The 15,360-nt window shown below is 45.8% G+C and carries 13 protein-coding genes; all 13 read left to right on the top strand.

Translation table 11 applies throughout. From position 1 onward, the window contains the following. Positions 1–969 (top strand): TolC family protein (locus tag AC0IYG_RS23835; protein WP_471713571.1); only part of this gene is annotated, 969 nt, incomplete at its 5' end. Positions 970–1,011: 42 nt separating this feature from the next. Beyond that, entirely contained in the window at positions 1,012–2,061 is a 1,050-nt protein-coding gene (locus AC0IYG_RS23840) for an efflux RND transporter periplasmic adaptor subunit (RefSeq protein ID WP_471713572.1), read from the top strand. Between the two features lie 21 nt (positions 2,062–2,082). Continuing rightward, a complete protein-coding gene (locus AC0IYG_RS23845; RefSeq protein WP_471713573.1) occupies positions 2,083–2,529 on the top strand; it encodes an efflux RND transporter permease subunit in 447 nt (148 codons plus the stop codon). Beyond that, positions 2,483–5,230, top strand: a complete 2,748-nt coding sequence (locus AC0IYG_RS23850; protein WP_471713575.1) for an efflux RND transporter permease subunit — start codon at positions 2,483–2,485, stop codon at positions 5,228–5,230. The genes AC0IYG_RS23845 and AC0IYG_RS23850 overlap by 47 nt, the downstream gene beginning before the upstream one ends. A gap of 449 nt (positions 5,231–5,679) precedes the next feature. Next, the gene (gene spt / locus AC0IYG_RS23855) at positions 5,680–6,885 is read left to right on the top strand and encodes a serine palmitoyltransferase (protein WP_471713576.1); all 1,206 of its coding nucleotides are present in this window, start codon (positions 5,680–5,682) and stop codon (positions 6,883–6,885) included. Then, positions 6,882–8,003 (top strand): hypothetical protein, encoded by a 1,122-nt coding sequence (locus AC0IYG_RS23860; RefSeq protein WP_471713577.1) that lies wholly within the window; start codon positions 6,882–6,884, stop codon positions 8,001–8,003. The genes spt and AC0IYG_RS23860 overlap by 4 nt, the downstream gene beginning before the upstream one ends. After that, entirely contained in the window at positions 8,000–9,016 is a 1,017-nt protein-coding gene (locus AC0IYG_RS23865; protein ID WP_471713578.1) for an NAD-dependent epimerase/dehydratase family protein, read from the top strand. The genes AC0IYG_RS23860 and AC0IYG_RS23865 overlap by 4 nt, the downstream gene beginning before the upstream one ends. A gap of 101 nt (positions 9,017–9,117) precedes the next feature. Next, complete coding sequence (locus AC0IYG_RS23870) at positions 9,118–9,387, top strand: carboxypeptidase-like regulatory domain-containing protein (RefSeq protein ID WP_471713579.1); 270 nt, start codon at positions 9,118–9,120, stop codon at positions 9,385–9,387. 28 nt (positions 9,388–9,415) lie between these two features. After that, positions 9,416–11,686 carry a DUF5686 family protein gene (locus tag AC0IYG_RS23875; RefSeq protein WP_471713580.1) on the top strand — a complete coding sequence of 757 codons (2,271 nt, stop codon included), beginning with the start codon at positions 9,416–9,418 and terminating at the stop codon, positions 11,684–11,686. A gap of 27 nt (positions 11,687–11,713) precedes the next feature. Continuing rightward, entirely contained in the window at positions 11,714–12,427 is a 714-nt protein-coding gene (locus AC0IYG_RS23880; RefSeq protein ID WP_471713581.1) for a nucleotidyltransferase family protein, read from the top strand. A 63-nt stretch (positions 12,428–12,490) separates the two neighbouring features. Then, complete coding sequence (locus tag AC0IYG_RS23885; RefSeq protein ID WP_471713582.1) at positions 12,491–13,360, top strand: hypothetical protein; 870 nt, start codon at positions 12,491–12,493, stop codon at positions 13,358–13,360. Next, on the top strand, positions 13,360–14,331 hold the full coding sequence (locus AC0IYG_RS23890; RefSeq protein WP_471713583.1) for a CDP-alcohol phosphatidyltransferase family protein: 972 nt from the start codon (positions 13,360–13,362) through the stop codon (positions 14,329–14,331). The genes AC0IYG_RS23885 and AC0IYG_RS23890 overlap by 1 nt, the downstream gene beginning before the upstream one ends. Next, positions 14,312–15,328 (top strand): lysylphosphatidylglycerol synthase transmembrane domain-containing protein, encoded by a 1,017-nt coding sequence (locus AC0IYG_RS23895; RefSeq protein ID WP_471713584.1) that lies wholly within the window; start codon positions 14,312–14,314, stop codon positions 15,326–15,328. Before AC0IYG_RS23890 ends, AC0IYG_RS23895 begins: the two co-directional genes overlap by 20 nt. Positions 15,329–15,360 lie beyond the last annotated feature (32 nt).

Below are 15,360 nucleotides of genomic sequence, written 5' to 3' on the forward strand. Positions count from 1 at the left end.
ATGTTATGCCCTGTACTTCGTTCAGTTATGCAGCCGATATTAACCGAGCCTCTCATTGTCCGTTCTCTAGTTTTTCGCATTTATCGTGAAACACTTTCGCGTTTTTCGTGCGCCGCTTCAGTAACGGTGGTTCAGCAAATGGCTTTTCTGGATAGCAACCTCATTTCGCTGGATCGCATGTATAAAGTTTCAGACCTCCTCTATCAGAATAAATTAGGCCAGCGCGTGGATGTTGACAGGATCCTGATCAATAAAACCACAACCGAAACCCAGCTTGCAACATTGCGGGACAATTACAGCCAGCTTGTTAATCTTTTGAAATATTACACCGGAACGCCGCAATCAGATTCGATCCGTATAGCGGTTAACGTTAGCAATGTAACATTGCCTTCCCAGTCCGGAGATTCAGAAACAAGGCGGACGGATGTCGCTCTTTTGCAGAAACAGCGTGATTTGAACGAATTGCAGGACAAGAATATCAAGGCAGGATTTATTCCGACTGTAAGTGCTTATGGGACAGCGAATATGGCTTTTTATGCCAAAACGGGTGACAACTCGACATTCCAGGATGTGCCGGGTTACTGGGCGGGATTAACGCTTAACTGGAGTGTTTTTGACGGATTGGCCAGAAGGGCGAAAAGAAGTCAGAATCAGATCGATAATGAAAAACTGAATGTCCAGCTTCGCCAGGTGAAGGAATCCATTGCGATGGAAGAAGCGAATGCTAGGAACAAGTTCGCCGTAGAGCAGAGAAATATCAATGCTAAAAAAGACCAGGTTGCATTGGCTTCAAAGGTTTACAACCAGATCCAGTTGCAATTTAAAGAAGGAACTGTCTCATTAACAGACGTAATCCAGGCAGAAAACAGCAATCTCGACGCGCAAAGTAATTACCTGACTTCCCTCGTGCAGTTGCTGAAAGCAGAATTGGAATGGAAAAAGGCAACCGGCTCATTAATTCAAAAATAACATCACTCATTTACTCTCGTAACTACTATTAACATCAAGATTATGAAACGCTTACTTATATTTTTAGCCGTGATTGTGGTGATTGGGCTCACTGCTGCCAAGCTGCTTGATAACAAAGAAAAGACAGCCGAAAAAGTTTATGTGCCGGATGCAGACCCAAAAGTGGGTGTGAAAGTGGCAGTTGCCGAAATGCGTAAATTAGCGCAGGACGTTTCATTCCTGGGATCATTTACACCAAACAGAAAAGTGGAGATCAGACCACAGGCTGGCGGCGAGATTATCCGTCTGAACATTCAGGAAGGTCAATTTGTGAAAGCAGGCCAGCTGATTGCAAAGATAGATGATGAACAATTGCGCTATCAGGTTGAAGCATTGCAGGTTACATTGGAAGGTTATCAGAATGATCTGAAACGTTTTGAAGTGCTTGTAAAAGGTGATGCCGTTCCCGCAGTGAATCTGGAACGCACACAATTGAGCATCCGAAGCACAGAAGCACAGATCAAACAATTGCAAAAACAGATCAGCAACACGAGCATTATCGCGCCTTTTTCGGGCATAGTAACGGCTAAAATGGTAGAAAAAGGCTCAGTAGTGAGCGTAGGAACGCCTTTGGCAGAAATCACCGACATTTCATCACTTAAACTGGTGGTGAACATTCCTGAAAAATCTGTAAACGAATTCCGCAACGGCAAGTCGATCGCGATTAAAACGGACGTTTATCCCGAAGCGAACTTCAACGGAAAAGTGACAATGGTAAGCGCAGAAGGCGATGAAGCGCACAATTATCCGGTTGAGATCACGGTTCAGAATTCACAGAAAAATCCATTAAAAGCGGGCATGTATGGCACCATTGCCAATGCATCCGAAGTGAAAGGCGAAGCACTTGCCATTCCACGCCAGGCGATCACGGGTTCCGCAAAACAGCCCCAGATTTATGTGGTTGAAAATGGAAAAGCGATCCTGCGCGACGTGGCCATTGGAGCGACAACAAACGAATATTATGAAATTACAAAGGGCCTGAACGCGGGTGACAAAGTGGTTACCAGCGGCCAGATCAACTTACAGAACGGGACTTCAGTTATCGCGCAATAACCCACATTAGCCTGAGAAATCATGAAATTTATTGAAACCATATTAAAGCGCCCGTCCCTGATCATTGTGATGTTCGCGGTGCTCGTGTTGGGCGGACTGGTGTCTTACACGCAGCTCAATTATATGCTGCTGCCGGAATTTTCAGTTCCAACGATCACCATTACAACCGTTTACCCTGGCGCGGCTCCAACGGAAGTTGAGTCAGAAGTGAGCAAGAAAATTGAAGACGCGGTTTCCGGATTGGACAACATTAAGGAAGTCACTTCCAAATCTTTGGAAAGTGCGTCGCTGGTAATTGTCGAATTCAAAGCGGGAACAGACATTGACAAAGCATTGGAAGACGCGCAACGTGATGTAAATAACATGCTGAGCGACTTGCCTGACGATGCGGAAACGCCTTCGCTTTCCAAAATATCGCCCAGTGATCAGCCGATTATGCAGTTACTGGCGACTTCAGCTCTTGCCTAATGAAGTTTTTTATCAGCAGGTTGAAGACAAATATCTGCCCGTTTTGACGCAGATCGAAGGTGTTGCAGAAATTACTATGACCGGTGGCGATCAGCGTGAGATCCGTGTGAATGTGAATAATGATAAGCTGAATTTTTACGGATTATCACTTTTACAGGTTTCGCAGGCCATTAACCAGGCTAACCTGGATTTTCCAACGGGTAAAGTGAAAAGCACGAGCGAAAACATGACTTTGCGTCTGGCAGGAAAATTCACTTCGCTGGATGACATTCGTAATCTGGTAATTTCTTCGCCTGTAACCGGCAGCCCCATCCGCGTTGGAGACGTCGCAACAATAACCGACGGATTGACTGACGCAGAGAGTATTAGCCGTTACAATGGTGTGAATGGAATTGGTTTATTTGTGAAAAAACAATCCGATGCCAATGCGGTTGAGATCAGTAAATCCATCCAGGAAAAACTGGCTGAAATCGAAAAGACGAATGCAAAGGACAAAGTGAAATTTGCGATTGCTTACGACAGCAGCATTTTTACTTTGGAATCGGTTGAAGCCGTAACGCATGACTTGATCATTGCCGTGATCCTGGTTGCAGCTGTTATGTTGCTGTTCCTGCATAGTTTCCGAAATGCATTTATTGTCATGGTTTCGGTGCCGGCGTCGCTGATTGCAGCCTTCCTGTTTATGAATCTGATGGGTTACTCGCTGAACCTGATGACATTGCTGGCACTTTCGCTGGTGATCGGGATCCTGGTCGATGACTCGATTGTAATCCTCGAAAACATTCAGCGACACCTTGAAATGGGTAAAAATCGCTGGGATGCAACCATTGAAGGCGTTACCGAGATCGGTTTTGCTGCGCTTGCGATCACACTTGTAATCGTAGTGGTTTTCGTTCCGATCACTTTTGTAAACTCGGTTATCGCCGATTTGCTGCGCCAGTTCAGCTTAACCGTTGCATTTGCAACAATGGTCAGTTTGCTGGTAAGTTTTACGCTTACGCCCTGGATGACGGCCAACATGGCGCGCATTGAGCATCTTGATCCAAAAAATCCGGTTCAGGCGTTTCTGTTATGGTTTGAAAATGGCCTTACGAAGCTGACAAAATGGTATCACGGCAGTTTGCAATGGGTTTTGGGTCATAAGCTTGCATTCTCGGGCATCCTGATCGCCATTTTTGGAATGACGGTCTGGGTAATGAGCCTGGGAATCATTGGATCTGAGTTCGTTGCGGAAGGTGATCAGGGCAAATTCCTTTTGACCATGAAACTGGATAAAAGCGCTTCTTTGCAGCAGAACAACCTCACTTCCAGACAGATTGAAGATTATTTGAGGACAAAACCGGAGGTTAAGACGATTTTTGCAAACGTCGGCGGAGCCAGCACAGGACTTAACAGCTCGGGCCGTGGCGAAACAAACCGCACTGAGCTTACCGTAGAGTTGATCCCTGTTTCCGAACGCAAGAATGCGCAGCCTACGGAAGATTATATGCTTGCAGTTCGCAAAGAGCTGGAAAGGAAATTTGCGGGTGTCGAATTTAACTCGGCAGCGGTCGGAATGGTAAACTCAGGCACATCGCCGATTGAGATCTTCCTGAGCGGAGACGATCTGGACAAGATCCTGGTTTCCGCCAATGATCTTGCAAACAGGCTAAGAAAAACGCCGGGAGCGAATGACGTGAATGTGTCCGTAGAAGCTGGTAATCCGGAGGTTAGGGTTGAAATTGACCGCGAAAAAATGGCTAAGCTCGGACTGGACATTCAGACCGTGGGTGCAACCATGCAAAACGCTTTCGCAGGAAATGACGATTCGAAATACCGGGACGGCGGCGAAGATTATGAAATCCGCATTATGATGGACGCATTCGATCGCAAGAATCCGGACGACGTGAAGAACATTACTTTTTACAGTCCTACGGCCAAAAGATCCGTGCGCCTCGCAGAGTTCTCGAATGTAAGTCTGAGCAACGGGCCTTCTATTGTTGAGCGGAAAAACCGTCGTTCATCCGTAACAGTGACTGCAAATACTTTGGGCATCGGATCGGGAACATTGGTGAGCAACATTCAGGCAGGTCTGCTTGAAAAGCCGCTTCCTTCAGACGTGATCCTGACCTGGGGCGGTGACGCGAAAAACCAGAGCGAAGGCTTCGGATCGCTCGGTCTGGCCATGCTTGCAGGGTTAATTCTGGTGTACTTTATCATGGTGCTGCTTTACGACAGTTTTGTGTATCCCCTCGTCGTGTTGTTCTCAATTCCGGTGGCAGTAATCGGAGCGCTCTTGGCCCTCGCATTGTCGTCATCTAACATTGGTATTTTCGCCCTTTTGGGTATGCTGATGCTGATCGGTCTGGTGGTTAAAAATGCAATTCTGATCGTCGATTTTGCCAACCAGCAAAAGGAGGCAGGGGTGCCCTTCAGAAAGGCGATCTTGATAGCAGGTGAAGAACGGTTAAGACCGATCTTGATGACGACAATTGCGATGGTTATCGGTATGATCCCGATCGCAACTGCAACCGGCGCCGGCGCTGAATGGAAGAATTCACTGGCATGGGTTTTAATAGGTGGATTGACCAGTTCGATGATTTTAACCATCTATCTCGTGCCAATGATGTATTATCTGGTGGATAGAGCAGGAGAAAAGTGGGCATCTTTCAGATCCCGCTCTGGCACGACTTCCCGGCGTGTCGTAGTTGAGGAAGTTTAGCACCAATAAACGTTAACATGAAAAAATACCTGTTTTGTAGCTGCACCCTTTTAGGAATACTGAAATCAAAGTTGGCCAGAACTTGACATTTTAGCGACTGAGCAGGCAAAAAGTACAAAATAAATTTTTTCATGTTAACGGTAAAATGCAAAATGAATAGGGTTTTTGATGAACTAGTAATGCGGGTATCGGGTTTACCTTTTAACTTTGTTTACCGGTTGATCAAATCCGACCTTTTTTCTGATCGGGATAGTAATTTAGGAACAGGGTAATTGAAGGCGCATAAGGCGGAAACTGACAATTTTATCAAACTCAAAGTTCTAAAAAACATTAGCATGGAAGATAAAAACTACAATACCAACTGATCGCTCTGATCCCTCATCAAGCCCAGGCTTGAAGCCAACAGGCACCCCACTTAAAGAAGCTGTTGATTCTGACATTAATTACTTATGGGTAAAAAATTAAATAAGCGCATCGCCGAATTTAAAGACGCGGCCATCATTCGATCCAAAGGTCTTTATCCTTATTTCCGTCCCATCGAATCCGGGCAAGACACGGAAGTTATCATCAACGGTAAGCCGGTCCTTATGTTTGGATCCAACTCGTATCTGGGACTTACCTCGCATCCATACATTATCGAGTCTTCGCAGAAGGCCGTGCAAAAATATGGAAGCGGCTGTGCAGGCTCCCGTTTTCTGAACGGAACACTGGACATTCACGAGGAACTGGAAAGAAGACTGGCACAATACACCGGAAAAGAGGCTTCTGTGCTTTTCAGCACGGGTTACCAGGCTAACCTCGGTGCATTGTCGAGCCTAACCGGTCGGAATGATTACCTGATCCTGGACGAAAGCGACCATGCTTCCATCATCGACGGATGCCGCCTGTCTTTCTCGAAAGTGATCAAGTATGCGCATAATGACATGAAGGACCTGCGGAAGAAACTGAGCCTTTTGCCAGAAGAAGCCGTTAAGCTCATTGCGACAGATGGGATTTTCAGCATGGAAGGCGACATTGTTAAGCTTCCCGAATTAAATGCGATTGCAGCAGAATTTGATGCATCGGTTTTGGTTGACGACGCGCACAGCCTTGGCGTAATTGGCAAGAATGGTGCGGGAACGGCTTCCTACTTCGGCTTAACCGAAACGACCGACCTTATCATGGGAACATTCAGTAAATCGCTCGCATCATTGGGTGGCTTTATTGCCGGAGATGCAGCAACGATCGATTATCTTAAACACCGCGCACGTTCATTAATGTTCAGCGCAAGTATGACGCCGGCAGCCGTTGGCAGCACATTGGCAGCATTGGACATCATTGAATCAGAGCCGCATCACATTGAGCGCCTTTGGGCTAACACCAGATATGCGAAAGAATTGCTGCTCGTAAATGGTTTTGACCTGGGTAACACAGAAAGTCCGATTTTGCCGGTTTACATCCGCGATAATGAGAAGACTTTCCTGATGACCAAGTTATTGCAGGAAGACGGCGTATTTGTGAATCCTGTGGTGTCACCAGCAGTTCGTCCTGAACATTCATTGATCAGGTTCTCGCTTATGGCGACGCATACTTTCGGACAGATTGAGGAGGCGGTCGATAAAATGGCCAAAATATATCGTCAAATCTGCCCGGAGGCAATTACAGAAAAACTATGAAGCGCATTGCCCACGTAAACTCTCCCAAAGAACTGGAATTATTTATCGATTTTCCCCACGAATTATATAAGGAAAATCCCAATTATGTTCCGGAACTCTTTATCGCTCAAAGAGACATGCTTTCACCGAAGAAGCATCCTTTTTATGAACATTCGGAAGTGAAACTGTTTCTAGCGTACGACGGAGATAAGATTGTGGGTAGGGTTGCGGCGATTGATAACCGCAATCACAATGCTTTTACAGGAAGAAAAGACGGTTTCTTTGGTTTTTTTGACACAATCAATGACCAGGAAGTTGTAGATCTGCTGATAGGGCAGGCGGCAGAATGGGTTAAATCAAAAGGCGCTAACAACCTGATCGGGCCGGTTAACTTGTCTACAAATGACACCGTCGGCTTGCTGATTGAAGGTTATGACAAGCCTCCGATGGCCATGATGCCTTACAATGCACCTTACTATGTGCCTTTGCTTGAAAACACAGGACTTGTAAAAAAGACGGATCTGCTTGCTTACGAGATCAATGTTAATGAGGCAAATGACAAATCGGTGCGGCTGATTGAAGCATTGGAAGCAAGGCTGAAAAGAAGCGGCATTACGATTCGCAAGATCAACCTCAAAGATTTCAAAAACGAGGTTGTCAAGATCAGGGAAATCTACAACAGTGCCTGGGACAAGAATCTGGGCTTTGTTCCGATGACCGAGAAGGAGTTTGATTATCTGGCCAACGATTTGAAATTGGTCCTTGACCCGAACTTTTGCCTCGTTGCTGAGAAGGATAACAAGCTGGTTGGTTTCGTTTTGGGCATTCCGGACGTGAACCAGATCCAGATCAAGATCAAGCGCGGACGTTTGCTGCCAACCGGAATTTTCAAATTGTTGTTTGGCAAGAAAAACATAACCCGCATCCGCGTACTCACACTGGGCGTGATCGAAGGTTATCGTAAAATGGGTATTGAGGCGTGTTTATACGGCCACATTATCAAAAATACCTACGGAACAAAGGTCACAGGCGGAGAATGCTCGTGGATGCTGGAAGGAAATTACCTGATGAACCACGCCATTGAGCAGATCAATGGAAAGCTGTACAAACGGTACAGATTGTTGGAAAAAGCAATATGAAAGAAAGGGTATTCATTACGGGGGCAAGCGGCTTTATCGGGTTTCACCTGGTGGAAGCAGCATTGGAAGCAGGCATGGAAGTGCATGCCGCCGTAAGGCCAACCAGCGATCTCACTTTCCTGAAAAAGCTGCAAAGTGATTCAGAAAAGAAAAGCCAGGGCCCGCTGTCGTTTGTGAATACCAATTTTGAATCAAGAGATGCATTGACCGAGTTGCTGGAAGTTGGAGGTTACACTTACATAATCCATGCAGCTGGCATTACAAAGGCCAAAAAGCCCGCGATATACAACAAAGTGAATGCCGAATACACATTGCATTTGGCACAAGCAGCGATGTCGGCTAACATTCCTTTGAAGCGGTTTGTTTTCCTGAGCAGTCTGGCCGCTATTGGCCCGCTTGCTTACGCAGAACAGCAGCCGATTACGGAAAATACATTGCCGATTCCTGTGACCGATTATGGAAAAAGCAAATTGCTTGCAGAAAAATCTCTGGAAGAAGTGAGCGGCCTGCCATTGACGATCATCCGTCCGACGGCGGTATACGGCCCGGGCGAGAAGGATTTGTTTATTCTTTTCAAGACGCTGAGTAAGGGACTGGACGCTTACATTGGCAAAGGTCCGCAGCGGTTGAGTTTTGTTTATGTAAAAGATCTGGTGGCCGTTACCATGGCTGCCATGCGCGAAAATCAGCGCGAAACGGCGATTTATAATATTTCGGACGGACAGGCTTACGACCGTTATGCATTTGCAGACCGGTTCCGGGAAATCAGCGGTAAAAATATTTTCAGGGCACATTTGCCTCTGGCTTTGGTAAAAACGATGGCGACCGTTCTGGACTTCATCTATGGCTTTACTTCTGCTACCCCGGTTTTGAATAGGGAAAAATTGAAAAGAGCTCACAGCTTCAAACTGGATTTGCAGCATCGACGCCGCCAGGAACAGCTTGCAATACAAGCCGCAATACGATCTGAGGCAGGGAATGCAGGAAACGCTGATGTGGTACAAGGAGAATAAGTGGCTTTAAATATAAGAATGCAGATTTGATCATTATGCAGGGGTTCCGGCGTAAATGATACATTCATTAGGCATGAAAAAACACGTTATGAGTATCAAAAATGAAAAAGATATCTAAGTCGTTATGGTTTAAAGTTTTGCTGATAATCTGTCTCGTACAGGCTGTATCAGTAACTGCCAGAGCGCAAAGCACCACGATTAAAGGAACTGTTACCGATGCAAAAACAGGCGAAACATTGCCATTTGTATCAATCCTCATTCCCGGGACTACAATGGGAACTGCCTCCGATGCCGATGGAAAATACGCACTTACATTACGCGAAGAATACAAAACCGTCAAATTCACCTACGTAGGATATTTTAAGCATTGAAAAACCCATCACGCCCGGAATTGATCAGGTGATCAATGTTAAGCTGGCGGTGGATGCTTCGATGCTGAAAGAAGTTACCATTAAAGGAAGAGGCCGTTACAGAAACAAAGACAATCCGGCTGTTCAGCTGATCCGCGAGGTTATCGCACACAAGGATCAGAACAAAATGGCTGCCAACGACTTTGTGGAATACGAGCAGTATGAAAAGATCTCGTTCGCGCTAAGCAACCTTTCCGACAATTTTAAGGAAAAGCGCATTTTCAGGAATTACCAATTCTTGTTTCAGGATCAGGATTCAACGGCGATGGGTGGCAAGAGCTTGCTGCCGGCTTACATTCAGGAAAAGCTTTCACAGATTTACTTCCGCAAAAATCCATATACTAAAAAACAATGGGTGCTTGCCAACAGAAGAGCTGAGTTCGACGCGAAGTTTATTGATAATGATGGGTTAAGCGCCTATTTCAACAGACTTTACGAAGATGTAAATCTTTACGAAAATGACATTTCAATCGCGACAAACCTGTTGCTGAGCCCGATTGCGAATACAGCACCGACTTTTTACAAATTCTTTATCCGCGATACAATCAAGACAGAAACGCCTTGGTTGGTTGAACTTGGTTTTGTGCCAAGAAACAAAACAGACATGCTTTTTGAAGGCAAGCTGTTTATCACATTGGATGGAAATTATGGTGTGCAAAATGCTTATCTGACCGTTAATAAAGACATTAACCTCAACTTCATGCGTGACCTGGAAGCGCGCCTCGAGTATGAGAAAGGGCCAGACGGTCGTTACCACCCGGTTAAGACCACATTGGGAATGGAATTTGCGTTGGGTGAGAAAAATGCAGGATTTTACGGACAGCGCGTCGTTAATTTCAAAAATTACACGGTTAACCAAAGCCGGCCGGACAGTGTTTACAGAGGCCCGTCGGAGCAAATTGTTTTGACACCAAGCGCAAGTGCCGGAGAGGCTTTCTGGGCAAGCAAGCGGCACATGCCTTTGGAACCGATGGAGCAAAATATTTACAGGAATGTGGACACATTGCAAACCATTCCGTCATTCCGCAGGACCATGGACATTGCAACATTGCTTTTGTCGGGTTACAAGTCATTTGGCAAAGTGGAAGTGGGGCCGGTGAACACATTTTATAGTTTCAACCCGGTGGAAGGTTTCAGACTGCGTTTCGGCGGAAGAACGACGACGGATTTCAGCAAACGCGTTTATTTTGAAACTTATGCCGCTTATGGTTTCAAGGATCAGAAATGGAAATACTTTTTGAGCGGGACTTACTCATTCAATAACAAGTCTGTTTACCATTTTCCACTGAATTATATCCGCGCAAGTTACCAGCGCGACACCAAGATTCCGGGTCAGGATTTGCAGTTTGTGCAGGAAGATAACTTCCTTTTATCATTCAAAAGGGGAGATAACAACCGCTGGCTTTACAATGATGTTTACAAACTGGAATATGTCCGCGAATTCGAAAGCCGCTTTTCTTACAAAATCGGATTTACACAATGGCATCAAACACCTGCGGGCATCCTGCGCTACGAAAGATTGGGCAGGGAAGGTGAATTGGAGAATGTAGGTGGATTAAGCAACACCGAAACAAACCTCGAACTCCGTTATGCGCCGCATGAGCAATATTATCAGGGGAAATTGTATCGCACGCCGATCATTAACAAATATCCGATCTTCACATTCCGCTATAATGCAGGTTTGAAAGGCGTTTTTGAAGGCCAGAACCGTTACCATAACCTTTCGCTCAACATTGCGAAGCGTGTTTATCTGTCGCAGTTTGGTTATGCAGACGTGACGGCTGAGGGAAGCTATATTTTGGGTAACAAAATCCTTTTCCCGCTGCTGACGGCACACCGCGCCAACCAGACTTACGCTTACCAGCTCAACAGTTACAACTTGATGAACTTCCTGGAATTTGTCAGCGATCATTATGCGAGTCTGGACGTGCAATATTATATGAATGGGTTTTTGTTTAACAAAATCCCTTTACTGAAAAAACTGAAACTGAGAGAAGTGTTTAGCTTCAAAGGGCTGATGGGCGGGCTCAGGGATGAGAATAACCCTGCCAATAACCCGGGGCTTTTCCGCTTCCCGGTGGATGAGACCGGCAAACCGATCAGTTACACATTGTCGCGCGAGCCTTACATTGAAGGAAGCGTGGGTATAGCAAACATTTTCAAGCTGTTAAGGGTCGATCTGGTAAAACGTTTCACCTATCTCGACAACCCGAATGTTTCCGAATGGGGCATAAGGGCACGTTTCAGGCTTGATTTTTAATACAAATATAACGACACGAATTACGATATGAATTACGCAATCATTGCGGCTGGCGAAGGTTCACGTTTGGCAAAGGAAGGCTTCAAACTTCCAAAGCCAATGGTGAGTCTGCACGGTGAAATGCTGATAGACAGGCTGATAGGCATTTTCATGCGGAACAATGCTGAAAAGATCATGGTCATTATCAATGAAGAATCCGCTGCGTTGGAAAGTCATTTGCAGGAGCTTAGCCAAACATTGCCTATTAATATTGTGAAAAAGTCGACGCCAAGTTCATTGCACAGCGTGTATGAACTGCTGCGGACCGATCCGGAACTGGAAGCAGTTTGCCTCACAACAACGGACACAGTTTTCAAAGAAGAGGAGTTCGCAACATACATTAACACATTTGAAGAAAACAATGATCTTGGCGGGCTGATGGCGGTTACAAGTTTCATTGACGACGAAAGTCCATTGTATGTTACCGCAGACGAGCATGCCAACATTACTGCATTCACCGACGAAAACAGCACGCAAACGCGCTTCGTTTCAGGCGGCATTTACTGCCTCAGAAAAGATGCGATTGCACTCGTAAGTGAAGCGGTGGAAGGCGGTGTGAGCCGGATGCGGAATTTTCAGCGGCAGTTGCTGGAAAGTGGCATTGCGCTCAAAGCATATCCTTTTTCGAAAATTGTTGACGTGGACCACGTTCAGGATATCCGGACAGCCGAGCTGTTTCTGAGCCCTGAGGCTGCGGTCTGATTTTAAATAAATTGATTACTGACACCAATTAAAGGCAGGAAAGTTTGGCCTGCCGCCGCGTAAATGAGTGATTTGAACATATTGGGCGTACACCGAAACAAAAAGTTTTCGCCTAACCACATTGGAAACGACGATGCGATTTTTTCCCTGACGGCGAAGGAGCTGGAAAAACTGGGATGTAATGTGACGATTTGCTGCGAGGACGATTTCCTGGCGATGGAAGATGTTTCCCAGCAGAAAATTTTCACAATGGCCCGTCAGAAGGAAGTCGTGAAAAAGTTGCAAAAACTTGAATCACAAGGTGTTCAGGTGATTAACTCAGCATTTGGAATTGAAAACTGCTTTCGCACCAACCTGACCAATGCATTGAATTTGAACAACATTCCCGTTGCCGAAAGTTACATCGTGCCCACAAATTACAAGGACGACGAAGTTTTTGACAACATAAAAGGAAAAGGTTACTGGATCAAACGCGGCGATTTTCACGCCATTCATAAAGAAGACGTGTCGTTTGCAATGTCCAGGGAAGAAGCGAAGGAGATTTTGCGTGAATATGCATTGCGCGACATTCCTGATGCGGTGATCAGCAAGCATTTGATCGGTGACCTGGTTAAGTTTTACGGCGTGCGCGGAACGGACTTTTTCTTTTGGTTTTACCCATATGACAACAATCACCACAAATACTCGGAATACCAGAGCATTAACGGCGATTCGGTTTATTATCCTTTTGACGCGGTTCGTTTGAAAGACGTTGCAACGGACGCAGCAGGCGGGGTTGGAATAGATATTTATGGTGGAGACGCCATTGTAGGCAAGGACGGTAACTTCCACATTATCGACCTCAACGACTGGCCAAGCTTTGCGCCATGCCGTGATAAAGCGTCAGGACACATTGCCGCAATGATATTTGAGAAATTTACTAAAAGCAATTAATGGATCCAGTTTTAAAAGGTAACCCCAAGCCCATCTCAGAACCCGAGATTTCGACATTCGAAGCCTCACTCAAATCGAACGATACGGAAGAGCAGATTGACATCTGGTTTTATCGTCCGATTGGTTATCAGATTGCATTGTTTTGTGCCAAAATAGGGTTGAGGCCCAATCCGGTCACAATCATCAGCATCTTTTTTGGTGTGGCCGCAGGGATTCTTTTTTACTATCAGGAATTGTGGATCAATGTGATCGGAATGCTGCTGCTCGTGTTCGCCAATTCGCTTGACAGCGCAGATGGACAGCTTGCGCGGATGACCAATGATAAAAGCCGGTTGGGGCGCATTCTGGACGGCGCAGCGGGAGATTTCTGGTTTATCGCCATTCACATTGCCATCTGTCTCCGAAGCATGGAAGAAGGATGGAGCGCGTTAATATGGGTTCCGGGTGTGCTGGCGGGTGCTTCGCACGTGGTGCAGTCTGCTATGGCTGATTATTATCGCAATGTGCATTTGTATTTTATCAAAGGAACCTCTGGAAGCGAGCTGGATAACAGCCGCGACCTGCAAAAAGAATATGACAGCCTGAGCTGGAAATCGAACTTCGGTATGAAGTTCATCGCCCGCACTTATCTGAATTATACGAAGTTGCAGGAAAGCTTTTCACCGCATTTGCAAAAATTGCTGACGCTGGTTCGCGAAAAATATCCGAATGGTCTGCCCAAAGCATTGGTTACTGATTTTCGTGCGCATAACAAGCCATTGATGAAGTATACTAACATTGTCCAGTTCAACACGCGGGTGATTTTTCTGTTCCTATGGTTGTTTCTGGATCAGTCGTGGATCTATTTCTTCTTCGACATATTTGTTCTCAACCCGATCCTGATTTACATGATCGTGAACCAGGAAAAAGTGAGCCGTTATTTTTATCAAAAGATTTTGACTGAAAAAACGAATGAGTACCAAGGCGTATAAAGCCATTTTCATGGCAATCGGGATTATTTCACTGGGCTATATGATCTATGGCACAGGACCGATGGTCATTTGGGAAAATATCAACAGGACGGGAATCTGGTTTATTCCCGTGATAGGAAGCTGGCTGGTGATTTATTTGCTGAATGCGCTTGCTTTCCGGGCCATTATCAGAGAGCCGGGCTCGCCTGAAACAAACCTTTCGTTCTGGTCCGTTCTGAGGCTTACGGTTTCAGGTTATGCGATCAATTACATTACGCCATTTGTGGCATTAGGCGGCGAGCCTTACCGGATTTTAGAGCTGAAACCAGCATTAGGCATTCAAAAAGCCACTTCGTCGGTATTGTTATACAGCTTAATGCACATGTTTTCGCATGTTCTTTTCTGGCTGGCGTCTATTGTGCTGATCGTGGCAGTTGTGCCTTTGAACAATGTCATGCTGGCGGGTTGCGGCTTGCTGCTGATCACGGGTTTGGTGTTAGGTTATTGGTTTATCAATGTTTATAAAAAAGGATTTACCGTAAGCACTTTTCGGTTGCTCGGGAAGATTCCTTTCATCAAAGCCAAGGCGAATGCTTTTGCTGAAAAGAACGCTGAAAACCTGTACGAAGTCGACGAGCAGATCCGCATTTTATACGCAGAAAGGCGAAACATTTTTTACATCTCATTGTTCTATGAATTCACGGCACGCGTCATTGGCTGCGCCGAGATATTCTTCACAGCACACGCTATCGGCTTAGGCATGACATGGCCCGAAGCACTCATTGTCAGTTCCGGATCTTCGCTGTTTGCGAACCTGATATTCTTCTTCCCGATGCAGCTGGGAACCAGAGAAGGCGGCTTAGCGCTTGCATTGGCCAGCGTTGGATTTGCACCGGTTCAGGGGGTTTTTATCGGAATTGTCATGCGCATCAGGGAAATTGTCTGGATCATTATCGGATTAGCATTGATTAGTAAGAAGTCGAAAGTGAAGGAAGAAGTCGTTTTGGAGGAGCATTAGCATGTGGCTTTCGGCGGTCGGCTTTCGACGGA

The sequence above is a fragment of the Dyadobacter sp. AC419 genome, from assembly GCF_979253085.1.

Bases quoted from the DNA above. Each gene is read 5' to 3' on its own strand.
- AC0IYG_RS23840 (WP_471713572.1), top strand. From the start codon at position 1,012: ATGAAACGCTTACTTATATTTTTAGCCGTGATTGTGGTGATTGGGCTC.
- AC0IYG_RS23845 (WP_471713573.1), top strand. From the start codon at position 2,083: ATGAAATTTATTGAAACCATATTAAAGCGCCCGTCCCTGATCATTGTG.
- spt (WP_471713576.1), top strand. From the start codon at position 5,680: ATGGGTAAAAAATTAAATAAGCGCATCGCCGAATTTAAAGACGCGGCC.
- AC0IYG_RS23860 (WP_471713577.1), top strand. From the start codon at position 6,882: ATGAAGCGCATTGCCCACGTAAACTCTCCCAAAGAACTGGAATTATTT.
- AC0IYG_RS23865 (WP_471713578.1), top strand. From the start codon at position 8,000: ATGAAAGAAAGGGTATTCATTACGGGGGCAAGCGGCTTTATCGGGTTT.
- AC0IYG_RS23870 (WP_471713579.1), top strand. From the start codon at position 9,118: ATGAAAAAGATATCTAAGTCGTTATGGTTTAAAGTTTTGCTGATAATC.
- AC0IYG_RS23880 (WP_471713581.1), top strand. From the start codon at position 11,714: ATGAATTACGCAATCATTGCGGCTGGCGAAGGTTCACGTTTGGCAAAG.
- AC0IYG_RS23885 (WP_471713582.1), top strand. From the start codon at position 12,491: ATGAGTGATTTGAACATATTGGGCGTACACCGAAACAAAAAGTTTTCG.
- AC0IYG_RS23890 (WP_471713583.1), top strand. From the start codon at position 13,360: ATGGATCCAGTTTTAAAAGGTAACCCCAAGCCCATCTCAGAACCCGAG.
- AC0IYG_RS23895 (WP_471713584.1), top strand. From the start codon at position 14,312: ATGAGTACCAAGGCGTATAAAGCCATTTTCATGGCAATCGGGATTATT.